21 protein-coding genes are annotated in these 21,700 nt (G+C 63.5%); 15 read left to right on the plus strand and 6 right to left on the minus strand.

Going from position 1 to position 21,700, the window contains the following annotated elements; genetic code table 11:
- Positions 1-56: 56 nt before the first annotated feature.
- The 7 genes from YUA_RS0120025 to YUA_RS0120055 all read left to right on the plus strand — a co-directional run bounded on the left by YUA_RS0120025 (position 57) and on the right by YUA_RS0120055 (position 6,170).
- Positions 57-1,004, plus strand: coding sequence for a carbohydrate ABC transporter permease (locus YUA_RS0120025; protein ID WP_027532310.1), 948 nt, complete (start codon positions 57-59; stop codon positions 1,002-1,004).
- 2 nt (positions 1,005-1,006) lie between these two features.
- A complete protein-coding gene (locus YUA_RS0120030; protein ID WP_027532311.1) occupies positions 1,007-1,882 on the plus strand; it encodes a carbohydrate ABC transporter permease in 876 nt (291 codons plus the stop codon).
- A gap of 74 nt (positions 1,883-1,956) precedes the next feature.
- A complete protein-coding gene (gene denD / locus YUA_RS0120035; protein ID WP_027532312.1) occupies positions 1,957-2,943 on the plus strand; it encodes a D-erythronate dehydrogenase in 987 nt (328 codons plus the stop codon).
- A 30-nt stretch (positions 2,944-2,973) separates the two neighbouring features.
- The gene (locus YUA_RS0120040; protein WP_027532313.1) at positions 2,974-3,954 is read left to right on the plus strand and encodes a sugar kinase; all 981 of its coding nucleotides are present in this window, start codon (positions 2,974-2,976) and stop codon (positions 3,952-3,954) included.
- 13 nt (positions 3,955-3,967) lie between these two features.
- Complete coding sequence (gene eda / locus YUA_RS0120045) at positions 3,968-4,618, plus strand: bifunctional 4-hydroxy-2-oxoglutarate aldolase/2-dehydro-3-deoxy-phosphogluconate aldolase (RefSeq protein ID WP_027532314.1); 651 nt, start codon at positions 3,968-3,970, stop codon at positions 4,616-4,618.
- Positions 4,619-4,678: 60 nt separating this feature from the next.
- The gene (locus YUA_RS0120050; protein WP_027532315.1) at positions 4,679-5,848 is read left to right on the plus strand and encodes an acetyl-CoA acetyltransferase; all 1,170 of its coding nucleotides are present in this window, start codon (positions 4,679-4,681) and stop codon (positions 5,846-5,848) included.
- A gap of 118 nt (positions 5,849-5,966) precedes the next feature.
- Entirely contained in the window at positions 5,967-6,170 is a 204-nt protein-coding gene (locus YUA_RS0120055; RefSeq protein ID WP_027532316.1) for a hypothetical protein, read from the plus strand.
- A 25-nt stretch (positions 6,171-6,195) separates the two neighbouring features.
- On the opposite strand, the gene YUA_RS0120060 is transcribed toward YUA_RS0120055, so the two are convergent.
- Positions 6,196-7,104, minus strand: a complete 909-nt coding sequence (locus YUA_RS0120060) for an AraC family transcriptional regulator (RefSeq protein WP_027532317.1) — start codon at positions 7,102-7,104, stop codon at positions 6,196-6,198.
- Between the two features lie 133 nt (positions 7,105-7,237).
- On the opposite strand from YUA_RS0120060, the gene YUA_RS0120065 reads away from it, so the two are divergent.
- On the plus strand, positions 7,238-7,993 hold the full coding sequence (locus tag YUA_RS0120065) for an SDR family NAD(P)-dependent oxidoreductase (RefSeq protein WP_027532318.1): 756 nt from the start codon (positions 7,238-7,240) through the stop codon (positions 7,991-7,993).
- Positions 7,994-8,300: 307 nt separating this feature from the next.
- Here YUA_RS0120065 and YUA_RS51475 read toward each other — a convergent pair whose 3' ends face one another.
- The gene (locus YUA_RS51475) at positions 8,301-8,558 is read right to left on the minus strand and encodes a hypothetical protein (RefSeq protein WP_210164567.1); all 258 of its coding nucleotides are present in this window, start codon (positions 8,556-8,558) and stop codon (positions 8,301-8,303) included.
- Between YUA_RS51475 and YUA_RS0120075 the strand changes: the two genes are divergently transcribed.
- Positions 8,557-9,084 (plus strand): carboxymuconolactone decarboxylase family protein, encoded by a 528-nt coding sequence (locus YUA_RS0120075; protein WP_027532319.1) that lies wholly within the window; start codon positions 8,557-8,559, stop codon positions 9,082-9,084. The two genes, YUA_RS51475 and YUA_RS0120075, sit on opposite strands and share 2 nt — an antisense overlap.
- A gap of 28 nt (positions 9,085-9,112) precedes the next feature.
- Positions 9,113-9,415 (plus strand): nucleoside triphosphate pyrophosphohydrolase family protein, encoded by a 303-nt coding sequence (locus YUA_RS0120080; RefSeq protein WP_027532320.1) that lies wholly within the window; start codon positions 9,113-9,115, stop codon positions 9,413-9,415.
- 7 nt (positions 9,416-9,422) lie between these two features.
- Here the strand turns inward: YUA_RS0120080 and glsA are convergent, their stop codons facing one another.
- Positions 9,423-11,270: a glutaminase A gene (glsA, locus tag YUA_RS0120085; protein WP_027532321.1), complete on the minus strand. Its 1,848-nt coding sequence runs from the start codon at positions 11,268-11,270 to the stop codon at positions 9,423-9,425.
- 142 nt (positions 11,271-11,412) lie between these two features.
- Positions 11,413-11,634, minus strand: a complete 222-nt coding sequence (locus YUA_RS0120090) for an acetyl-CoA carboxylase biotin carboxyl carrier protein subunit (protein WP_027532322.1) — start codon at positions 11,632-11,634, stop codon at positions 11,413-11,415.
- Positions 11,635-11,728: 94 nt separating this feature from the next.
- Between YUA_RS0120090 and YUA_RS0120095 the strand changes: the two genes are divergently transcribed.
- From YUA_RS0120095 to YUA_RS46965, 4 genes are all read left to right on the plus strand, one after another.
- Positions 11,729-12,703, plus strand: a complete 975-nt coding sequence (locus YUA_RS0120095; protein ID WP_027532323.1) for an IclR family transcriptional regulator — start codon at positions 11,729-11,731, stop codon at positions 12,701-12,703.
- Complete coding sequence (locus YUA_RS0120100; RefSeq protein ID WP_027532324.1) at positions 12,633-14,192, plus strand: acyl-CoA carboxylase subunit beta; 1,560 nt, start codon at positions 12,633-12,635, stop codon at positions 14,190-14,192. The genes YUA_RS0120095 and YUA_RS0120100 overlap by 71 nt, the downstream gene beginning before the upstream one ends.
- Before the next feature lie 461 nt (positions 14,193-14,653).
- Positions 14,654-15,004 (plus strand): hypothetical protein, encoded by a 351-nt coding sequence (locus YUA_RS0120105; RefSeq protein WP_371259899.1) that lies wholly within the window; start codon positions 14,654-14,656, stop codon positions 15,002-15,004.
- 342 nt (positions 15,005-15,346) lie between these two features.
- A complete protein-coding gene (locus tag YUA_RS46965) occupies positions 15,347-17,887 on the plus strand; it encodes a hypothetical protein (protein WP_156947175.1) in 2,541 nt (846 codons plus the stop codon).
- Positions 17,888-18,128: 241 nt separating this feature from the next.
- Here the strand turns inward: YUA_RS46965 and YUA_RS0120115 are convergent, their stop codons facing one another.
- Complete coding sequence (locus YUA_RS0120115) at positions 18,129-19,604, minus strand: FAD-binding oxidoreductase (RefSeq protein WP_027532327.1); 1,476 nt, start codon at positions 19,602-19,604, stop codon at positions 18,129-18,131.
- A gap of 202 nt (positions 19,605-19,806) precedes the next feature.
- On the opposite strand from YUA_RS0120115, the gene YUA_RS0120120 reads away from it, so the two are divergent.
- The gene (locus tag YUA_RS0120120; RefSeq protein WP_027532328.1) at positions 19,807-20,301 is read left to right on the plus strand and encodes a hypothetical protein; all 495 of its coding nucleotides are present in this window, start codon (positions 19,807-19,809) and stop codon (positions 20,299-20,301) included.
- A gap of 288 nt (positions 20,302-20,589) precedes the next feature.
- Here the strand turns inward: YUA_RS0120120 and YUA_RS0120125 are convergent, their stop codons facing one another.
- The gene (locus YUA_RS0120125; protein WP_018319867.1) at positions 20,590-20,865 is read right to left on the minus strand and encodes a DUF3303 domain-containing protein; all 276 of its coding nucleotides are present in this window, start codon (positions 20,863-20,865) and stop codon (positions 20,590-20,592) included.
- Between the last annotated feature and the right edge of the window lie 835 nt (positions 20,866-21,700).

Genomic DNA, 21,700 nt, shown 5'->3' on the forward strand with positions numbered 1-21,700 from the left:
CGGCGGCGTCCGGTTTGCTGGGCGCCGCCGTTGTCGTTCGTTGAGGAGAGTCCGACATGGCAGTTTTGGCCGAGCCCGTCGCCGCGCCTCTCAAGCGCAGCAGCCTCTGGTCCAGGGCGTTCGAAAGCCGACATTTTCTCGGCGCCATGTTCATGGTGCCGGCCATCGCCATCCTGATCCTGTTCCTGGCCTATCCGCTCGCGCTGGGCTTCTGGCTCGGCATGACCGACACCAAGATCGGGGGCGTCGGCCGTTACATCGGCTTCGCAAACTTCATCTCGCTCTCCAAGGACTCCGTATTCTGGCTGTCGGTGTTCAACACCATTTTCTACACGGTGTTCGCGAGCATCGTGAAATTCGCGATCGGACTTTACCTGGCCTTGCTGCTCAACGAGCGGCTGCCGTTCAAGTCGATGGTCCGCGCCATCGTGCTCTTGCCCTTCGTGGTGCCGACCGTGCTGTCGGCGATCGCGTTCTGGTGGATCTATGACAGCCAGTTCTCGATCATCTCCTGGGTGCTGATCAAGGCGGGCCTGTTGACCCACTACATCGATTTCCTCGGCGATCCCTGGAATGCGCGCTGGTCGGTCGTGCTCGCCAACATCTGGCGCGGCGTGCCCTTTGTCGCCATCACGCTGTTGGCGGGATTGCAGACCATCTCGCCCTCGCTCTACGAGGCCGCCAATCTCGATGGCGCCACCAATCTGCAGCGCTTCCGCCACATCACGCTGCCGATGCTGTCGCCGATCATCGCGGTGGTGATGACGTTCTCGGTGCTGATGACGTTCACCGACTTCCAGCTGATCTACACCATCACGCGCGGCGGGCCGATCAACGCGACGCATCTGATGGCGACACTGTCGTTCCAGCGCGCCATCACCGGCGGCAATCTCGGCGAGGGCGCGGCGATCTCGAACGCGATGATCCCGTTCCTGGTCGCGGCAATCCTGTTGAGCTTCTTCGGGCTTCAGCGCTCCCGCTGGCAGCAGGGCGGGAGGGACTGACCATGACCACGATGGACGACCAAAGCGTCGGAATGGACTATCTGGAAAGTTTTCCGCGGAAATTCCTTCGCGTCTACCTTCCGCTTGGCCTGATCATCTTCTTCCTGCTGTTCCCGTTCTACTGGATGGCGGTGACGACGTTCAAGCCGGACGCGGAGATGTACGACTACGAGAAGTACAATCCGTTCCTGATCGCGCATCCGACGCTCGAGCACATCAAGAAGCTGTTCTTCGAGACCGACTATCCGCTGTGGATGTGGAACACCGTCATTGTCTCGGTGTCCTCGACCTTTATCTCGCTGTTCGCCAGCGTCTGCGCGGCCTATGCGATCGAGCGTCTGCGCTACAAGGGCTCGCGCTATGTCGGCCTTGCGATCTTCCTCGGCTATCTTGTCCCGCCCTCGATCCTGTTCATTCCGCTGGCGGCGATCGTGTTCCAGCTCGGCCTGTTCGACGGCAATCTGGCGCTGATCCTGACCTATCCGACCTTCCTGATCCCGTTCTGCACCTGGCTCCTGATGGGCTATTTCCGCACCATTCCTTACGAGCTCGAGGAATGCGCGCTGATCGACGGGGCGACGCGGCTGCAGATCCTGACCAAGATCACGCTGCCGCTATCGCTGCCGGGGGTGATCTCGGCGGGCATCTTCGCCTTCACGTTGTCCTGGAACGAGTTCATCTACGCGCTGACCTTCATCTCCTCTTCGGAGAACAAGACGATTCCGGTCGGCGCCATCACCGAGCTCGTCAATGGCGACGTCTACCATTGGGGCGCCCTGATGGCGGCGGCCCTGACCGGCTCGGTCCCCGTAGTTATCCTTTATTCCTTCTTCGTAGAGTACTATGTGTCGGCGATGACCGGCGCCGTGAAGGAATGATTGCGGGGCCTGCCTGAGAACACACCGCACCTTTCAAGAGCGGTGCGTTCCGGCCAATAAGAAGGAGTAGGCTCTTGCACATTCTGGTTCTGGGCGCTGCCGGCATGGTCGGCCGCAAATTGTGTGAACGTCTCTTGCGCGACGGCCGGCTCGGCAAGAGCGACATCACCAAATTGACCATGCATGACGTGGTCGAACCCAAGAAGCCGGAGAAGGCTGGTTTCCCTGTCGAGACCGTCTCGGGCGATTTCGCCGTCCCCGGTGCTGCCGAAAAGCTGATCGCCGGCCGCCCCGACGTGATCTTCCATCTCGCCGCGATCGTCTCCGGTGAAGCCGAGCTCGATTTCGACAAGGGCTACCGCATCAATCTCGACGGCACACGGATGCTGCTCGACGCTGTCAGGCTCGTTGGCGGCGGTTACAAGCCGCGCGTGGTGTTCACGTCCTCGATCGCGGTGTTCGGCGCGCCGTTCCCGGATGCGATCGGCGACGAGTTCTTCCACACGCCGCTGCTCAGCTACGGCACCCAGAAGGCGATCGGCGAGCTGCTGCTCGCGGATTATTCGCGCCGCGGCTTCCTCGACGGCATCGGCATCCGCCTGCCGACCATCTGCATCCGGCCCGGCCTGCCCAACAAGGCGGCATCGGGCTTCTTCTCCAACATCCTGCGCGAGCCGCTCGCCGGCAAGGAAGCGGTGCTCCCGGTGTCCGAGGACGTCCGCCACTGGCACGCCACGCCGCGCTCCGCTGTCGGCTTCCTGCTCCACGCAGGCACCATGGACCTCGCCAAGGTCGGTCCGCGCCGCAATTTGACCATGCCGGGCCTGTCGGCCACGGTCGGTGAGCAGATCGCTGCGCTCAAGCGGGTCGCGGGCGAAAAGGTCGCAGCGCGCATCAAGCGGGAGCCGGATCCCTTCATCGTTGGCATCGTCGGCGGCTGGCCGCGCAATTTCGAGGCGAAGCGGGCGCGCGAGCTCGGCTTCACCACCGAAGAGAAGACTTTCGACGATATCATCCGCATTCACATCGACGACGAGCTCGGCGGCAATTTCGTCGCCTGATCGTTAGAGATGAACAGCGTGGATATGACGATGGCGAGCGTGGCTTGCATCGGTGAATGCATGGTCGAGCTCCGGCAGGCCCAGGGAGGACATTCCTCGGGGCAGTCTGCCGGGCAGGGCGGCGGCCTGTTCTCGCGTGGCTTTGGCGGCGACACCCTCAACACGGCGGTGTATCTGGCGCGGCTTGAGGTCAAGGTCGACTATCTCACTGCGCTCGGTGACGACGGCATGAGCGAGGAGATGATCGCGGCCTGGAATGCCGAGGGCGTCGGCACGCGGCGCGTGGTGCGGCTGCCGGGCAAGCTGCCCGGCCTCTACATGATCCAGCTGGACGCCAAAGGCGAGCGCCAGTTCTTCCACTGGCGTGACAGTGCGGCGGCGCGGCAACTGATGAGCCTGCCGGAGACGGACGAGCTGCTCAATTCGCTGATGAGCTACGACATCGTCTATCTCTCCGCGATCACGCTCTCGCTCTATGACGCGGCCGGGCGCGATCGCCTGTTCGCGGCGATCAAGCGCGCCCGGCTGCTCGGCACCCGTTTCGTGTTCGACACCAATTTTCGCGCACGCGGCTGGCCCGATCGCGATGTCGCGCGCGAGGTGTTTGCCGCGGCGTTTGCGGCCGCAGACATCGTGCTGACCTCGACCGAGGATCTGCTCGCGCTCCACTCCGGCGAGAGCCCCGAGCAATTGATGGCGCGCATCCCCACGCCGGAGCTGGTGTTCCGGCTTGCCGAACCCGTCAGCCTGCTGCGCTTCCCTGGCGGCACGAGCGAGGTCCGCGCCGAACCAATGACCAAGCCGGTCGTTGACACCACGGCGGCCGGCGACAGCTTTGCCGCGGCCTATATCGCGGCCCGGCTCGGCGGTTCCGATCCGGTTGAGGCCGCCCAGGCCGGGCATCGCCTCGCCAGCCTCGTGATCTGCTATCCCGGCGCCATCATTCCGGGTTATGCCATGCCGCCGAAGAAGCGGCACCGGCCGGCGACCTCGCGCCAAGCGACCAAGTGAAACGAAAGCCAAGATGACCACGACCGCCCAACAGAACCACCTCGTCGCGCTGTTCAAGGCTGCGACCGTTATTCCCGTCCTTACCATCGAGCGTATCCAGGATGCTGTGCCGCTGGCGCGCGCGCTGGTCGCCGGCGGCGTCCGCACGCTGGAGGTGACCATGCGCACCCCTGTTGCGATCGAGGCAGCGCGGGCGATGATGTCCGAAGTCCCCGAGGCGATCGTCGGCATCGGCACGATTCTCAATCCGGCCGACTTCACCCGTGTCGAGAAGCTTGGCGTCGCGTTCGGCATCAGCCCGGGCATGACCCCCGATCTCCTGAAGGCCGCCGCCCACAGCTCCTTGCCTTTTGCACCGGGCATCGCCACCGCGTCCGAGCTGATGCTGGCGCTGTCCTACGGCTTCGACGTCGCAAAGTTCTTCCCGGCCGAGCAGGCCGGCGGCATCAAGGGCCTGCGCGCACTTGGCGGGCCGTTCCCGAACGTGCGGTTCTGCCCGACCGGTGGGGTCGGCGAGGCCAATGCGGCGACCTGGCTTGCCGAGCCCAATGTGGTCGCGGTCGGCGGTTCCTGGCTGTGCCCGATGGCCGAGATCAAGGCCGGGAACTGGGCCGGCATAACTGCCATCTGCCAGCGCACCCTCCAGGCCCTTAAACCTGCGTGAAGTCTTGCCATCCCTGGGCTAAGACTTAGGTCAGTAAGAGACCGCGAGGGAGAAAAGACCATGACCGCCAGCATCGTCGGATGGGCGCATACGCCGTTCGGCAAGTTTGACACCGAAACCGTCGAAAGCCTCGTCACCCGTGTCGCCAATGAGGCGATGGCCGATGCCGGCATCTCGGCCTCCGACGTCGACGAAATCGTGCTGGGCCATTTCAACGCCGGCTTCTCGGCGCAGGATTTTACCGCCTCGCTGGTGCTCCAGGCCGACCCGAAGCTGCGCTTCAAGCCGGCCACCCGCGTCGAGAACGCCTGCGCCACCGGCTCCGCCGCGGTCCACCAGGGCCTGCGCGCGATCGCCGCAGGTGCGGCCAAGATCGTGCTGGTCGTCGGCGTCGAGCAGATGACGCGCACGCCGGGGCCGGAGATCGGCAAGAACCTGCTCAAGGCATCCTATCTGCCTGAGGACGGCGACACCGTCGGCGGCTTCGCCGGCGTGTTCGGCAAGATCGCCAGCTCCTACTTCCAGAAATACGGCGACCAGTCCGATGCGCTGGCGCTGATCGCCGCCAAGAACCACAAGAACGGCGTCGCCAATCCCTTCGCCCAGATGCGCAAGGATTTTGGCTTCGACTTCTGCCGCGCCGAGAGCGAGAAGAACCCGTATGTCGCGGGTCCCCTGAAGCGCACCGACTGCTCGCTGGTCTCCGACGGCGCGGCCGCGCTGGTGCTGGCTGATGCCGAGACCGCCAAGGGCATGGGCAAGTCGATCGGCTTCCGCGCCACCGCGCACGCCCAGGACTTCCTGCCGATGTCCAAGCGCGACATCCTTCAGTTCGAGGGCTGTACGGTCGCCTGGCAACGCGCGCTGGAACAGGCGGGCGTGACGCTCTCCGATCTCTCCTTCGTCGAGACCCATGACTGCTTCACGGTCGCCGAATTGATCGAGTACGAAGCGATGGGCCTGACGCCGAAGGGGCAGGGCGCCCGCGCCATCAAGGAAGGCTGGACGCTCAAGGACGGCAAGCTGCCGGTCAATCCGTCCGGCGGGTTGAAGGCCAAGGGCCACCCGATCGGTGCCACTGGCGTCTCCATGCATGTGATGACCGCGATGCAGCTCGCAGGGCAAGCGCCCGAGGGCATGCAGCTCAAGAACGCAAAACTCGGCGGCATCTTCAACATGGGCGGCGCCGCCGTTGCCAATTACGTCTCCGTCCTTGAGCCGCTGAAGTAGGTCTCGTAGGGTGGGCAAAGGCGCTATGCGCCGCGCCCACCATCTTTCCTTGCGCCAGATCATGGTGGGCCCGCTTCGCTTGGCCCACCCTGCGTCTCCTGATTGCTAGGACGACACCATGAGCAGCGATTACGACTATCTCTCGACTGACCAACTCAACGATCGCATCGCGATCCTCGAGGACAATATCCGCCAGCTGATCGAGCAGGCCGCCGCCGCCTCGGGCGAGCAGAACGAGTCGCGGATCGCCGACCGCATCAATCAGCAGAACGACGAGCTCGACCGTCTCATCAAGATCCGCGAATCCCGCCAGAAGAAATAATTCAAAGCCACGAAGCGCTCTCAAGTCATTCCCGGGACGCGTTTGCAGGAGCAGCTGCCCGCGCCCTGCCTCTCACTGTCTCCTTGTCGCGGGCGGGCGGCACGCCGAACATCCTTGCGTACTCCCGGGTGAACTGAGGCACGCTCTCGTAGCCGACTGCGAAGGCGGCGCCGCTCGCGCTAGCGCCCTGCGTCACCATCAGTCGCCTTGCCTCAATCAGCCGCAATTGCTTCTGGAACTGCAGCGGCGACAGCGAGGTCACGGCGCGAAAGTGCTGGTGGAAAGAGGACGGGCTCATTCCGGCCACTGCCGCGAGGCGCTCGACCGTCACCGGCCGCATAAACTCGGCCCGAAGCACCGCAACTGCACGCGCCACACGTTGTGCGTGGCTGTCCGGCCAGCCCAAGCGCCGGATCGCTGCGGCGTGCTCACCAGCCAACAGCCAGTAGTGCAATTCACGCAGCAGTGGCGCTTGCAGCAGCGGCGTCGCGGCTGGACGATCGAGCAGCCGCAACAGCCGCAGCGCCGCGTCGGCGACTTCGGCGTCTGTCCGATCGACCGGCAGGGGGGCGCTGGCGACCGGCGCCGCATCCATCTGCATGACCAGCTCCGCGATCACGGCCGGATCCAGCTCCAGGACCAGTGCGAGATAGGGAACTGATGCAGTGGCGCGGATGATCTGGCTCACCGTCGGCACATCGGCGGAGATCACGAGTGATTGACCGCCAGAGAATGCGAAGCATTCCTTGCCCATGCCGACCCGCTTGCTTCCCTGCAGGACGAGGCAGACGAGCGGACGAACAATCGCATACACGAGGCCGCTCGGCACGGTTGCGCGCACCATGCTGAGGCCGGGAATCGTGGTTTGCGCAAGACCGGCGGCATCCGCATGGGCCTCTGTGTATCGGTGAACAGCTTCGAGCAGCGTGGTCATATGCCGAGCCTAGCGCGATGCGTCGCGCGTGCAAGGCGTTTTGGAGGATTAGGCAAGCATCGTCGACATTCCGGCAAAGACGGGCGACGCCGTGCTCCGATATCACGACGGTCATGCAACAGGAGCTGAATTCATGACCAAAATCGCCCTCGTCACCGGCGGCAGCCGTGGCCTTGGCCGCAGCGCTGCGCTCAGCATTGCTCGCCACGGCGGTGATGTGATCCTCACTTACCAGAGCCGTGCCGACCAGGCGCAAGCTGCCGTCGCGGAGATCAAGGGCATGGGCCGGAAAGCCGTTGCCCTCCAGCTCGACGCTGGCAAGGTCGCAACTTTCCCGCACTTCGCCGACCTGCTGCGGGGGACGTTGCGTGAGCGGTGGCACCGCGAGACCTTCGACCACCTGATCAACAACGCCGGTCACGGCGACTACGCCCTGATCGGGCAGACGTCGGAGACCCAATTCGACGGCTTGGTCGACGTCCACTTCAAGGGCGTCTACTTTCTGACCCAGACGCTCCTGCCGCTGATCGCCGACAGCGGCCGCATCGTGAATCTGTCCTCTGCGCTGACGCGGGTGTCCTATCCCGGTTTCGCGGCTTACGCTGCGGTGAAGGGCGCGGTTGAGGTGCTGACCGTTTACATGGCCAAGGAGCTGGGCCGTCGCGGGATTGCTGTCAATGCTGTGGCTCCGGGAGCGATCGAGACCGATTTCGGCGGCGGCCTCGTCCGCGACAATCCGGAGATCAACAAGCAGTTTGCGGACCTTACCGCCTTGGCCCGTGTCGGCCTGCCGGACGATGTCGGGCCGATGATCGCAAGCTTGCTGTCCGAAGATAACCGTTGGGTCAACGCGCAGCGAATCGAAGTCTCTGGCGGGCAAGCGATCTGAGTAGAATTGGCGGAGGCTCGTCAGTCCGCGCTATGCTTGCTCTCCTCAGTGACTCCAGACTCCAATCGGATTTCGTCATTCGGGGGCGGTCCAGAGGACCGAGCCTGGAACGGGTATTCTGAGCCTGGCCTGTGCGAGAGCCACCCCGGAATGACGAAAACTCTTACAACTCTACTTCAATGCCCGTAGAACAAGATGCTGGCGATGACGAGCATCGCTGTCACCGCCAGCATTTGCGCGAGCGCTCCCGAGGCCGCCCCCTTGGTGGCTTCCTTCATGCCGTTTTCTCCCTAGACTTGGGCGTGACTCATCGTTGTGCGCTACTCACACCCGACGGCCAATTGCTTTTACTCGGAACACCCCACTTCGAGTATTCGCTGCAATGTGTCCCCACGCGGCGAATATCGACTGTGCCAAGGTCGATCAGCAATGCGGCGGCATTTTGACTCGATAATGTTGCTCCTGCGGTCGAGCGCGAATACAGTTTCGGGGAACTTGGCCCGACAACGACAACAAGCATCAAAGGCTCCAGGAAAATCTCTGGGAAAAACTCAAGGTAAATCATGGCCCGCATCGACTACAGCGATCCGTCCGAGGCGTCTGACCGCACCCGCGAAATCCTCGACAAGAACCGCAATGCCAACATCTTCCGCATGATGTCGCATTCGCCGAGCTATTTTGAGCAGTACTGTCGCCTTGGCGGTGCCATCCGTCACAAGGGCGAGCTCGATCCGATCGTGCGCGAGCTCGCGATCACGCGCACCGGCATATTGTGCGAGGCCCCGTACGAGATCGTCGCGCACAAGCGCATCGGGAAGAATGTCGGCGTCACCGACGCACAGAACGAGGCGCTGGAGAACTGGCAGGCTGCGACCTGTTTCGACGAAACCCAGCGCGCCGCGCTCGCCTTCACCGACGAGATCGTGAGGCTGAAGAAGCCGACGGATGCGACCTTCAAGGCGATTGCCGCAAAACTGACGCCGGCCGCACTCGTCGAGCTGCAGCTCTCGGTCGGCTTCTACATCATGACGTCAAAGTTCCTGGAGACTTTTGAGATTGATCTCCAGCCCGTCACCGAAGTGGTGGGCTGATCCAAGGCTTGGCTTGCGAGGAATGGCCATGACGATCGATGAATATGCGGCCTGGGCCGCGACCATTGCGAAAGTCGATGAGCATCCCTCGAACGAGCGGCTGTCCTATCTCGGGCTAGGCCTCGCCGGTGAATCCGGCGAGGTCGCCGACCACATCAAGAAGCTGCTGCGCGACGACTGGCTCGACAAGGCGGGTCTCGTCGACGAGCTCGGCGATGTCATCTACTACTGGGCCTGCCTGTGCGCCGCGACGGGCCAGCAGCCATCCGAATTGCTCAAGGCCAGCGCCGCCAAGATCAAGCGGCGGCTCAGCGAGGCGGCGAGCCGCTAGGCCCCACTCACGGCGACGTCAGGATGTCGACCTTGGTGTTGGCGACGATCAGGCGATCGGCCAATAACTGCGCGAGGTTGCGCATGATGCGCTCGGAGGCCCGCGGGTGCTGCCTGCGAAAACGTTCGAAATGTTTCAGCGGGACTTCGAAGGCGGTCGCCGCCATGTCCGCGAACACATTGGCGGAGCGGGCGGTCTCGATCAGCGCCATCTCGCCAAAGGCCATGCCGGCGGTCAGCGTCGCCAGCCGCACGCCATCGGGCAGGGTGACATGCACGGCGCCGCTCCGCAAGAAGAACAGGGAATCGGCGGGATCGCCCGTGGTGAGGATCCTTGCGCCGGACTGATAGGTCCGGATCGTGCAGATCGAGGCGAGATCCGTCAGCTCTTCGGCACTGAGGCCGTCGAGCAGCGGCTGTTCGGACAGCTCGGTGGTCTCGTGAAAATCGATCGAGCCGCCATAGCGGTAGACGATCTGGTCTTCGGCCCATTCGATCGCGGTGTCGAGCAGGTAGAAGTCGCGCACATTCTTCAGCTCGGTAGTCCACTCCCGCAGTGTATTCCATTCCCTGGAGGCGCGGCGGACGCCGGATATCACCACCGTGACGTTGAGTGCGGCGAGGTCCTCGAAGGCTTCGGCGATCAGCCGCGCGCCGGCCCGCGTGGTGGCGGTGACGCGGTGCAGATCGAAGATCACGAATTGCGGCCGCGGCCGCTCGGCCAGCCGCCGCGAGACGTAGTCGACGGCCGAGAGCGACAGCGTCCCGACCAGCTCGATGACCCGCACCTCCTGCTCGTGCGCTGCGAGGATGTCGCGTTCCTGCTGACGGCGGACGCGGCGTGACGGGCTCTTTCCGATGTCGTAGTCGGCGATCACGGCGTTGCGGGCGTCGTCGCTGCGGTTGAGCATGTGCAGGTCGTAATGCGAGGACAGCGCCTCGCAGACCTTGATGCCGCGCACGCTGTTGCCGTGCTTATCCAGTTTGGGCGAATAGCTGCCGAGCCCAAGGCGAGCGGGCAGCGCCGCCAGAATGCCGCCGCCGACGCCGCTCTTGGCGGGGATGCCGATCCGGTAGATCCACTCGCCGGCATAGTCGTACATGCCCGACGACGTCATCACCGACAGCGTGCGCGAGATCGCGTAAGCGCTCAGGACTTGCTCGCCTGTGACCGGATTGACGCCGCGATTGGCGAGCGTCGCCGCCATCACCGCGATGTCGCGCGCAGTGACCAGCACGGCGCATTGCCGGAAATAGACGTCGAGCACGCCGGCGACATTGTCCGAGATCACCGCATTGGTCTTGAGGAGATAGCCGATGGCGCGGTTGCGGTCGCCGGTCTGGCTTTCCGACGTGTACACGGCCTCGTCCACGGCGAGATCGCGCCCGGCAAAGCGGCTAAGCGCGAGGCGGATCTGCTCGAAAGCGTCAGCGCTCTTGCTGGCATGGATCAGCCCGGTGCAGGCGATCGCGCCGGCATTGACCATCGGGTTGAACGGATGATTTTCGGCATTGAGCCGGATCGAATTGAAGGGATCGCCGGAGGGCTCCACGCCGATCGCGCTCTCGACCTTGCCTGCACCCAGAAGATCCAGCGCCAGCGCGAACACGAACGGCTTCGACATCGACTGGATGGTGAAGGGCACCCGGCTATCGCCGACCTCGTAGACATGACCGTCGAGCGTCGCGAGGCTGATGCCAAAAGAGGCAGGGTCGGCCTTGCTCAGCTCGGGAATGTAGTCGGCGACTTGGCCCGAGGTCTCTGCGGAGAATTCATTCAGGCAAGTGTCGAGAAACCGCAGCAGCGGTGGCTTCGAGCGGGTCCAGGCGGAGGCGGGCGGCGGTTGCGCTTTCATCGCCTCCCTTGTGCAACGCAATCAAGGCACGCGCAACCCGTCCGGCTTTGTCGTAACGCCCGAACGCAAGATGTCGCGCGCCATCGCGGTATCATGTGTTTCAGATTGTCGCGGATGAGAAGCCGCGGGCGGCGGCGCGTGCTCAGCTTGCGACGATCGCGATGGCTTGGCCTTCGGCAACGAGATCATCGATCTTCACGAGCAGTGATGTGAGCGTGCCGGCTGCAGGCGAGGCCACCGGTATCTCCATCTTCATGGCTTCGACGAGCACAATTTCATCGCCATCGGCCACGGTTCCTCCAACTTGCACGGGCGTTGCGCAGATACGTCCAGCGACTTCAGTGACGATCTTTATTTCTGGCATGCCATCGCCTTTTTGTTGTCGTCGCAAAATGCCTGAGGTAGCGTCGTCTGCAAGCGGAATTTAATTCCGCACAGCGGAACAACTGGTAGGGAACATGGGACGACGTTCAGAGCGGTTGAGTAGGCAAGGTGCACTCGCTGGCGACGCCGGCGAAGGTGATGTCATCCAGGTGGTGTCGCGCGCATTCGATGTGTTGCGATGCTTCGAGGGCCACGATAGCAGGCTCGGCAATCTCGAAATTTCAAATCGCTGCGGCCTGCCGCGCTCGACGGTGTCGCGGCTCACGCACACGCTGACGCGCATGGGCCAGCTGGTCTATCTGCCGCGTGACCAGAAGTATCGCATCGGTCCGAGCGCGGTGGCGATGAGCGCCTCGATGATGAAGGGCGCGCAGCTGCGCAGCATGATCCGCCAGCGGCTGCAGGAAGTCGCCGAGCAATTGCCGGGCACGGTCGGCTTCGTCGTCCCCGATCGCTTCCATCTCGTCTATCTCCAGTTCGCGCGCTCGGCCTCTGCGCTTGGTCTGCACGAGGGGACCGGCAGCCGCATCTCGATGGCCTCGACCGCTGCGGGCGCGGCCTACACCGCGGCGCTGTCGCCGGAAGTCGGCGATGCCTACATCGCGGAAATGGAGCGCGAAGCGCCCGAGGCTGCAAAAATCCTGCGGCCTCGTATCGAGGCCAACCGGCAGTCGCTGCGCGAGCGCGGCTATGTCGTGGCCTGCGGCCTGTGGAGCCCGCACATCAACGGGCTCGCAGTGCCGATCTGGTCGCCGCAGTATCAGACCTTCGTGGTCGTCACGATCGGGCTGCTCTCGGCGATGTATGATGAGCAGCGTCTGCATGCCGAAGTCGCGCCAATCATGGTCGCGCTCGGCCGTTCGCTCGGCAGCCTGATGGAGGGCGCGGAAGGCGACGTCTTCACCAACCGCATCTCGCGCAAACCGGTCGCAATGGCCGTGCACAACAATAACAAGCCGATCAATTCGGAGGGAGTGAATGAACTGGAAGCCGGAACTCGACGAGCTCGCCCGGCGCGAAGCCTTCGCGCGGGAGATGGGCGGCGTTGACAAGGTCAAGCGACAGCATGACCAGGGCCGGCTGACTGTTCGGGAACGCATCGACAAACTGATCGACAAGGGCAGCTTCCACGAGATCGGTGCCGTCTCCGGCATCGGTGAGTATGATCCCAGCGGTGAGCTCAAAACCGTGACGCCGGCGAACTGCGTGTTCGGCCGCGCGCGCGTTGACGGCCGCACATTGGTCGTGGTCGGCGACGATTTCACCGTGCGCGGCGGCTCCGCGGATGCGTCGATTTCCGCAAAACCGTTGATGGCGGAGGAGATGGCGCACGACTTCCGTCTGCCCATCGTCCGCATCATCGAAGGCTCCGGCGGCGGCGGCTCGGTCAAGACCATCGAGACCAAGGGCGCGGCGAATCTGCCGGGCGGCATCGGCGGCACGCGCTGGTATCGCTTCACGACGGAGAACCTGTCGCGCGTGCCGGTGGTCGCGCTCGGCCTCGGTTCGGTTGCGGGCCTGGGCGCCGCGCGTCTGGCCGCCAGCCACTATTCCATCATGACCCGGAACTCCGCGATGTTCGTCGCCGGCCCGCCGGTGGTGAAGGCGCTGGGCCAAAATCTCTCGAAGGAGGAACTGGGCGGCGCCGAGATTCAGACCAGGGCCGGCGCGGTCGATCATGCCGTCGACACCGAGGAGGAGGCTTTTGCCTGCGCGCGCCGCTTCCTGTCCTATCTGCCGTCATCGGTCTACGAGCTGCCGCCGACCTTGCCCTGCATCGACAATCCGGAGCGCAGCGAAGAAGCGCTGATGAATGCGGTGCCGCGCAACCGCAAGCAGGTCTACAAGATGCGGCCGATCATCGAGCAGGTCGTCGACAAGGGCTCGTTCTTCGAAGTCGCCTCCAATTTCGGCAAGCCGATCATCGTCGGTCTGGCGCGGCTCGAGGGCAGGGCGGTGATGCTGCTCGCCAGCGACAGCTTCCACTATGGCGGCTCCTGGACGGCGGATGCCTGCCAGAAGGTGGTGCGCTGGGTCGATTTCGCCGAGACCTTCCATCTGCCGATCGTCTATCTCATGGACTGCCCGGGCTTCATGATCGGTCTCGACGCCGAGAAGGCGGCGACCATCCGCCACGGCGTGCGCGCCATGGCCGCGGTCAATCAGACCACCGTGCCTTGGTGCACCGTGATCCTGCGCAACGCCTTCGGCGTCGCCGGCGTCGTGCATCAGCCGGCCGACCGTTTCTCGATCCGCTACGCCTGGCCGTCGGCCTATTGGGGCTCGCTGCCGCTCGAAGGCGGCATCGAAGCCGCCTACCGCGCCGACATCGACGCGGCCGAGGACAAGGCCGCCAAGCTCAGCGAGATTCAGGAGCGTCTCAACAAGCTGCGTTCGCCGTTCCGCTCGGCCGAGAAATTCTGGGTCGAGGAGATCATCGATCCCAGGAAGACGCGCTCGTTGCTCTGCGAATTCGCACGCCTCGCCGAGCCGCTGCGCAAGGCAGGGCCGCCGGAGAACATGACGACCAGGCCGTAGCGCCGAGCGGTCATTGCGAGGAGCTCGCGACAAAATTGCGAAGCAATTTTGCGCTGGCGACGAAGCAATCCAGGCTGTTTCTGCGGAGACAGTCTGATTGCTTCGCTGCGCTCGCAACGACGGTTGCTGCGTGATGTGCGTTCTACTTGCCGGAGGGGCAATCCAGGTCAAGACCGCCCAAATCCAGCCACTTTCCGCCGCGTTTCAGGCCCATTTCGGCCAAACCGATATTGGTAGCTCGCGGCCGGGGCAGGCCCTCCAGCTGGAGTCCTGCAATGATCAAGCCAGTAATTTCTGCGTGTTTCTTCGTTGCCGTTAGTTCAGTTGCCTCGGAAGCGCGGCCCTCTCGCAGTTTTCAAGCGTCTGAGTGCAACGTCACCATGCCCTGCGACTTCTCGTATGCGCAGCCGCGCCGCGAGCGGACGCCCAGGCCGTCATTGCAAGCCTATCGCGCAACGCAAATGACGGTCACGGACGGGGGTAACACCGCCACGACAATCAGCGTCTCCGGCGATCGCGTCATTGGCGGTCGCCCGGCCGGTTGTCCCTCGTCCTTCTGCGGCTGCGGTGCGGCGCTACGTGTGTTCGGCCATGTCGTGCCCGAATTGAATCTCGCATCCAACTGGCTGCGCTTTCCGCGGACCTCGCCGGCACCGGGAATGGTTGCGGCGCGCCGCGGGCACGTCTTCGTTCTGGAGCAGCACCTGGGAGGCGACATGTGGATGGCCTATGACGCCAATTCGGGCGGTCACGCCACGCGCATGCATGCGCGTTCGCTGAGGGGCTACGCCGTCGTCAACCCGCGCGGCTGAGGCAATTGCGAGAAGGCCGCCAAGCTCAACGATATCCAGGAGCGGCTCAACAAGCAGCGTTCGCCGCTCCGCTCGGCCGAAAAATTCTGGGTCGAGGAGATCATTGATCCGGGCAAGACGCGGTCGCTGTTCCCGCTGTTGGCGGTCCAGGTCGCATGACGTCGAGCGGAACCAGCGTGGACAGCTCCGCATCATATATCGTTTATCGTAATGTTACATAGCGTGACTTATTGTGTCTCCGCGAGAGTCCAGCACGAGCTTAGTCGGCCCGATCGACACCTTCTGACGTTCATGCGTCAGGGGAACGGCTTGCTATGGCCCTGTTAAGAAGCGGAGGAAACGGTGAACAGATTTCTGAATCACACTTCGTCACTGCACAATCGGCTGTATGGGGTGGCGGCGATTGCCGCGACAATGTTGTGGCTGACGCCGGCGAGCGCCGAGGAGCACGACCGCAAATCCTGCCGCCTCGGATCTCCGGGACACGAGGTTAAGCACGTTATCTATCTCCAGTTCGACAACGTGCACCTCACGCGGGACAACCCCGGCGTTCCCTCCGATCTGGAGCAGATGCCGCATCTCTACAATTTCCTGAAGGACAACGGCACGCTCCTGAACAAGCACTACACCGTGCTGATCTCGCATACCACCGCTGGCATCACGAGCTCGTTGACCGGCCTCTATCCTGACCGGATGGGGCTCACGGTCACCAACTCCTACGACTATTACAACCCCGCCACCGGCATTCCGACCTTCACGTCGGCGTTCAAGTATTGGACCGCTCCGGTCGCCTCGCTGGTCGACCCCCACCCGAACATGATCACGACCGGCGGCAAGAACACGCCCGCCCCGTGGGTGACCTACACCCGGGCCGGGTGCGACGTCGGCTACGTCCCGACCGCGAATGCCGTGCTCGAGAACGCTGTGGCCGGCGCGTTCAAGGCCGGTCCGACCGATCTCTTCGCCGCGGCCAAGGCCGGCGACACCAAGATCGACCTGTTCAGCAGCAAGGGTTTTAACGTCGGGGACACGATCGTCATCGATCAGGGCGCCAATCAGGAGACCGCCACGATCGACCATTTTTCCGGCTTCTTCACGTTCCTGACGAGCCCGCTCGCCAAGGACCACGCGCAGAACGTGAGCGTCTGGGAACCCGCTGCGGATCCGATTGACCGCACCGGGGACATCACGACGATCTTCGGCGCCAACTCGTCCGAATGGCTCGAAGCGCTCGACTCGCAGGAAGCGCCATTCGGCTCGGCCGCGGCGGCGAAGGCAACGACCGACTTCGTCGGCATTGCAGTGCACTGCGGCAATGGTGGGTCAAGCCTCTGCGCGACCGCTCCCACCGCGCGGCCCGATCTGCTGCCGGACGAGCCGGGCGGGTATCGGAATTTCCGCGCTCTGTTCGGGGCGAAGTATGTCAACCCGGTGATCACGCATGGCTCGCCGTCGGTGAATGACATCAACGGCGCACCGATTACCGATCAGTTCGGGCATCCGGGCTTCCCGGGCTTCGACGGCATGTCGGCGGCGATCACGCTGGGCTATGTGGCCCAGATGCAGGAGGCCGGCATTCCGGTCACCTACGCCTACATCTCGGACCTGCATGACAACCACGCCGGCGGCGGTGCCTATGGACCCGGCGAGGCCGACTATGTCGCGGCGCTGAAGACCTATGATGACGCATTCGCGAAATTCTTCGACCGGCTCGCGGCGGCCGGCATCAACAAGAGCAACACGCTGTTTATCGTGACGGCGGACGAGAACGATCACTTCGCCGGCCAGCAGGCGCAAAACTGCGACGGCGTGACGACCCCGTGTCTCTACAACACGGTCTCCGGCAACCCGCGCCATGGCCGGTTCGACTTGACCAACGGCGGCCAGGACGTCTCGACCTGGACCGGGCCGTCGACATGGCCGCCGGCCAGCAACGGACCGCTTGTCGGTGAGGTCGGCTACAGCATGTTCTGGCTACTCGGTTCCAAGATCAACGGCACCGGCTACGATATCTCGTTTGACTCGGCACCGAGCTTCTACATCTACGGCCAGCCGCAGGCGGTCGATGCCAGCGGGCACGTTGTCGTCAACCCGGTCCTGCGCGCCTTCGAGAAGGCAGCGGCGGGCCTGAAGGCGTTCGATCCCTATGTCGACGCGACGCAGCTGACGCCGGTTGCGAACTACCTCGTGGACGGGCCGACGCTGAAGGCGCTGCACATGATCAACGCCGATCCGCAGCGGACCATGTCGTTCACGATGTTCTCAAAGCCGGATTTCTACTTCCAGACGTCCAGCCCCTGCCCGGGAAAGAGTCAGGGCTGTTTGAACGACGCCTTTGCCTGGATTCACGGCGACTACTCGAACGATATCGGTCAGACTTGGCTCGGAATGGCCGGCCCCGGCGTGAAGAACGGCGCGATCGACGACACGACCTGGACCGATCACACGGACATCGTCCCGACAGTGAATACCCTGCTCGGGCTGAGGCCGGATTATCAGGCGGACGGGCGCGTGATCACACAGATCCTCCATCCGTCGGTGGCGAGGGCCGGGAACGGCGAGCTGTTTGCGAAACTGGGTGACATCTACAAGCAGCTCAATGCACCCTACGGCGCGTTCGCCCACGCGCTGATTGTCGCCTCGACGGCCGCGATCAAGGCGGACGATGCGACCTACCTGTCCACCGAGCAGAAGATCCAGGCGTTGACCACGCAGCGCGACGCACTTGCCCAGCAGATGAAAGACGTGCTCGACCCGCAACCGATCGGGGAAGGCCGCGGCGAGCACGACGAAGCCCGCTTCGGCCCCAATGGACACTCCGGGCAGCTGATCGGGGAAGGTCTCAAACTGCTCGCTGCGGCGCAGTCGCTGGCCGGCCTGTAAGCCCGATCGCGGCAGAGGGGGTTCGAACTCGCGGCACACGCGCGCAGTTCGAGCCCGGGCCGTCATTGCGAGCGCAGCGAAGCAATCCAGAGTCCCGCCACGGAGACAGTTGGATTGCTTCGCTGCGCTCGCAATGACGAGTTTGTTGTAACGTACTGACACTCCGTCGTCGATCTAGCCCTCGGTGTGCGGTTGCGCACCATCCGGGACGGCGTCGAGCGCGCGCGGCGCCACCGGCCAATCACACCCGCAGCACCTTGCCGGGATTCATGATGTTCTGCGGATCGAGCGCGCGCTTGATGGTGCGCATGATGTCGAGCTCGGTCTTCGAGCGGTAGTGGCTGAGCTCGTCGAGCTTTTCGATGCCGATGCCGTGCTCGGCCGAGATCGAGCCGCCCATGGAAGTGATGAGATCGTTCACGGCGCGGGTGATGGCAGCGGTGTGTTGATTCAGCGTCGGCTGATCCATGTTCTTCGGTCCCATGAACGAAAAATGCAGATTGCCGTCACCGATATGGCCCAGCGGATAGGGGCGAATGGACGGGAGGATATCGAGCACGGCCTTGAGCCCCTTGTCGATGAACTCCGGAATCCTGGAGATCGCCACCGACACGTCGTAGCTGATCCCCGGTCCCTCGGCCCGGGAGGCCTCGGCCATGGCTTCGCGGATGCGCCACATGTTGCGCGATTGACTGACGGTCTGCGCGATCACCGCGTCCAGCACGCGACCGGCCTCGAGTTGATCGGCGAGAAACTGCTCCAGCTTCTCCGACATGCCATCGGCCCCGTCCTGCCGTGGGCGCGAGGACGACCATTCAAGCAGCAGGTACCACGGCGTATCCGCCTTGAGCGGATCCTGGACGCCGGGAATGTGGCGCATCACAAGGTCGACGGCCGCGCGGCTCAGCAGTTCGCAGGAGCCGACATTGTCTTCGGAGGCCGCATGCGCTTCGGAGAGGATCTCCAGCGCCGCGCGCGGATCGCGGATCGCCAGCCACGCGGTGCAGACGTCCTTGGGCGCCGGCCATAGCTTGAGGACCGCCTTGGTGATGATGCCGAGCGTCCCCTCGGCGCCCATGAAGAGGTGTTTTAGGTCGTAGCCGGTGTTGTCCTTCTTCAGCGCACGTAGTCCGTTCCAGACGTCGCCGTTCGGCAACACGACCTCGAGCCCGAGCACGAGATTGCGCGCGTTGCCATAGCGCAGCACCTGCACGCCGCCGGCGTTGGTCGAGAGATTGCCGCCGATCATGCAGGAGCCCTGGGCGCCAAGGCTGAGCGGCAGGAACCTGTCGTGTTCGGCCGCGGTCTCCTGAAGCGTCTGCAAAACGCAGCCGGCCTCGACCGTCATCGCATAGCCAACGGGATCGACGTCCAGCACGCGGTTCATGCGGCCGAGGGACAGCACGATGCCGGTGTGCGCAGGCCAGGGCGTAGCGGCGCCCATCAGCCCGGTGTTGCCTCCCTGTGGCACGATCGCGACGCCGTGTTCATGGCAAAGCCGAACCACTTTCGAGACTTCCTCGGTGCTGCCAGGACGTATGACGGCGCCGGCCCCGCCGACCAGCAGGCCGCGCCAGTCCGTAACGAACGGCTGCTTGCCGTGCTCGTCCTCGATGAAACCTCTGTCGCCCACGATCGCGCGCAGCGCGTCGCGCATTTCGGCGGTCAAAGGAGCGGTCGGAATGGTGGGTACGGGCGACGGGAAGGCAGTCGGCATTTTGTTTCCCCTGGCGCATCTTGGTGTGCACTGCGCGCGCGAAGCGCTTGGGCCGCATTGTCCACGTTTGGGCCACGAAGTCTAACGGCAATATCGGTAACACCGGGACAATTTCCCGCAACATCTCTCAACATCTTCGCCAACATCTTGCGCCGGTCTCGGCCTAGGAGGGGCCCGGATTTTATGGATCAGGATTGGCAGAATGCGACTGAACTCTTTGTTGGCGGCACGTCTCGGCGCAGGTGCTGCCTGCCTGGTGCTGGTGAGCAACCCCGTGCGCGCGGAACCGGTGTTCGACAGTCTGGGCGGCACATGGTCGGGCGCCGGCACGATGAAGCCGTCGGACGGCCCGCGTGAGAAGGTCCGTTGCAAGGTGGGGTATACCATCACCAAGCCCGGACGTTCCGTGAGCCTTGACCTGCGTTGTGCGAGCGATGCGTACAAGATGGTCCTGTCCGCGAATATCGATCAGAACGGGACCGAGCTCTCGGGCAACTGGTTCGAGAGCGAGTACCGGCAGGGCGGCAAGGTCTACGGCACCAACAAGGACGGCTTGATTGAAGCGCGCATTGACGGAAACACCGTGGCTGCGCTGGTGACGATCCAGACCAAAGCCAATCATCAATCGTTCCTGATGGAGGCGCCGGGGTCCTGGATGTCGGAGGTCGCGATCGAACTGAACAAGGAGGCGAAGTGACGGTCCGCGCATCGCGAGCCGTCGCACCGCGGACTGCAAAGTCACAACTGCCGAGCTGAAGGGCGGCACATCGCCGCCGCCCGGCGCGCTGGTTCTCCTCACGATTTGGATGGGCCAGCACGAACGGCACGCGTCGATCGACCACCTCGAGCAATGGAAGCTTCGGTCCCCGTCTGAGCGCTAGCGGCGACGTCATCACTGGTGAGGGCGTCATCAATGGTGAGCATGTCACTACCGCCGGTTTCGGCGGCGGCAGTGACGTGTGTATCGATGATGAACGCTTGATGGTCAACGTTTGGGGAGTGACGCCATCACCTCGCCCGCGTCTCCGTCCTCGAGGCAAGGCGTGACGGTCAATGGGAGCAGGTCAGACCATTGCGCAAGCCAACGATACATGGCTTTTGGATCACTGGATTCAGAGATCGCAAATCCCTGTCCATTCATGCCATGCCAACGACCCAGCATCTTGACGCCCTCGGGTGGCGCGCCACCGGTCTCCAGAAAGCGTGCGACGGCTGCATTGAAGGTTCCTTGGGGTACGCTCCAGGTGGTTATGAATTTCATGCGATTCTCCCGTCACTAGAAATTATCGGATGAATGTCGCGGCTGCGCCGCATACGCACGATAGCGCCGGCGTCGCAAATAACAACGGTGAATGAACAGGTGCGGTTTGATCCAACGCGCCATCCTCGAGCACGGCCGCGATCCTTCCGGCGCACGGCAATCGCATTCGAACATTCACAGCAGGTCGTGGAAGCTTTGGCACCCAAAGCTCCGACGTCATATGCGGTTGCCCTATCTTCCGGCGCGGAGCGGACCTGCAACCGTAAGACGGCTATTTGCCGTCGTTCCAGATGTCGGTGGCGAGCTTCCAGTCGTCTCCGACTTTCTCCCACACAACGACATATTTGCCATTCACTTCCTGCGGCGCCGATCTGTCTCGAAATGGATGGTTGAATGACGCATCCCAGACCGGGTCGGGCGCAACAGCAATTCCGGGGAATTACGGTCAGCACCATTGACGAGCTGCGCGGTGGAGATTGCAAGCGGTCGCGACCGGCGCAATGCGCAAAGGCTGCAGTAAATTCGACGCCCGACGACATCGCCGGTACCGCGGTAGCGGAAATGTCGTCGGGCAAAACACCCTGTCAATCCCTCCGCGTAAAAATATTCTTATTTACCGAATTTCGGATATAGCGTAGGTTGCGCTTATCCCGCCCGCCACAAGGGGCGTTTCGCGATCGTCACGAGACGCGGGCAGGGAGGCGGTGGCCGCGACTGCGTCGGCGCGCATTCAAACTGCAGGGCGGAACTCCTTCAAGGGGGTGCCGTGAGCAGGGCGAGCGTGGCACGACACGGCGCTGACAGCGTCTTCGTTCGGCTTCGATGGCGAGCGCAC

This window comes from Bradyrhizobium sp. WSM3983, from assembly GCF_000473045.1.
GTDB lineage: Bacteria > Pseudomonadota > Alphaproteobacteria > Rhizobiales > Xanthobacteraceae > Bradyrhizobium.

What these genes read in the sequence shown, in the direction of transcription:
- YUA_RS0120025 (WP_027532310.1), top strand. Translation starts at nt 57, where the DNA reads ATGGCAGTTTTGGCCGAGCCCGTCGCCGCGCCTCTCAAGCGCAGCAGC.
- YUA_RS0120030 (WP_027532311.1), top strand. Translation starts at nt 1,007, where the DNA reads ATGACCACGATGGACGACCAAAGCGTCGGAATGGACTATCTGGAAAGT.
- YUA_RS0120040 (WP_027532313.1), top strand. Translation starts at nt 2,974, where the DNA reads ATGGCGAGCGTGGCTTGCATCGGTGAATGCATGGTCGAGCTCCGGCAG.
- eda (WP_027532314.1), top strand. Translation starts at nt 3,968, where the DNA reads ATGACCACGACCGCCCAACAGAACCACCTCGTCGCGCTGTTCAAGGCT.
- YUA_RS0120050 (WP_027532315.1), top strand. Translation starts at nt 4,679, where the DNA reads ATGACCGCCAGCATCGTCGGATGGGCGCATACGCCGTTCGGCAAGTTT.
- YUA_RS0120055 (WP_027532316.1), top strand. Translation starts at nt 5,967, where the DNA reads ATGAGCAGCGATTACGACTATCTCTCGACTGACCAACTCAACGATCGC.
- YUA_RS0120060 (WP_027532317.1), bottom strand. Translation starts at nt 7,104, where the DNA reads ATGACCACGCTGCTCGAAGCTGTTCACCGATACACAGAGGCCCATGCG.
- YUA_RS0120065 (WP_027532318.1), top strand. Translation starts at nt 7,238, where the DNA reads ATGACCAAAATCGCCCTCGTCACCGGCGGCAGCCGTGGCCTTGGCCGC.
- YUA_RS0120075 (WP_027532319.1), top strand. Translation starts at nt 8,557, where the DNA reads ATGGCCCGCATCGACTACAGCGATCCGTCCGAGGCGTCTGACCGCACC.
- YUA_RS51475 (WP_210164567.1), bottom strand. Translation starts at nt 8,558, where the DNA reads ATGATTTACCTTGAGTTTTTCCCAGAGATTTTCCTGGAGCCTTTGATG.
- YUA_RS0120080 (WP_027532320.1), top strand. Translation starts at nt 9,113, where the DNA reads ATGACGATCGATGAATATGCGGCCTGGGCCGCGACCATTGCGAAAGTC.
- glsA (WP_027532321.1), bottom strand. Translation starts at nt 11,270, where the DNA reads ATGAAAGCGCAACCGCCGCCCGCCTCCGCCTGGACCCGCTCGAAGCCA.
- YUA_RS0120090 (WP_027532322.1), bottom strand. Translation starts at nt 11,634, where the DNA reads ATGCCAGAAATAAAGATCGTCACTGAAGTCGCTGGACGTATCTGCGCA.
- YUA_RS0120095 (WP_027532323.1), top strand. Translation starts at nt 11,729, where the DNA reads ATGGGACGACGTTCAGAGCGGTTGAGTAGGCAAGGTGCACTCGCTGGC.
- YUA_RS0120100 (WP_027532324.1), top strand. Translation starts at nt 12,633, where the DNA reads ATGAACTGGAAGCCGGAACTCGACGAGCTCGCCCGGCGCGAAGCCTTC.
- YUA_RS0120105 (WP_371259899.1), top strand. Translation starts at nt 14,654, where the DNA reads ATGACGGTCACGGACGGGGGTAACACCGCCACGACAATCAGCGTCTCC.
- YUA_RS0120115 (WP_027532327.1), bottom strand. Translation starts at nt 19,604, where the DNA reads ATGCCGACTGCCTTCCCGTCGCCCGTACCCACCATTCCGACCGCTCCT.
- YUA_RS0120120 (WP_027532328.1), top strand. Translation starts at nt 19,807, where the DNA reads ATGCGACTGAACTCTTTGTTGGCGGCACGTCTCGGCGCAGGTGCTGCC.
- YUA_RS0120125 (WP_018319867.1), bottom strand. Translation starts at nt 20,865, where the DNA reads ATGAAATTCATAACCACCTGGAGCGTACCCCAAGGAACCTTCAATGCA.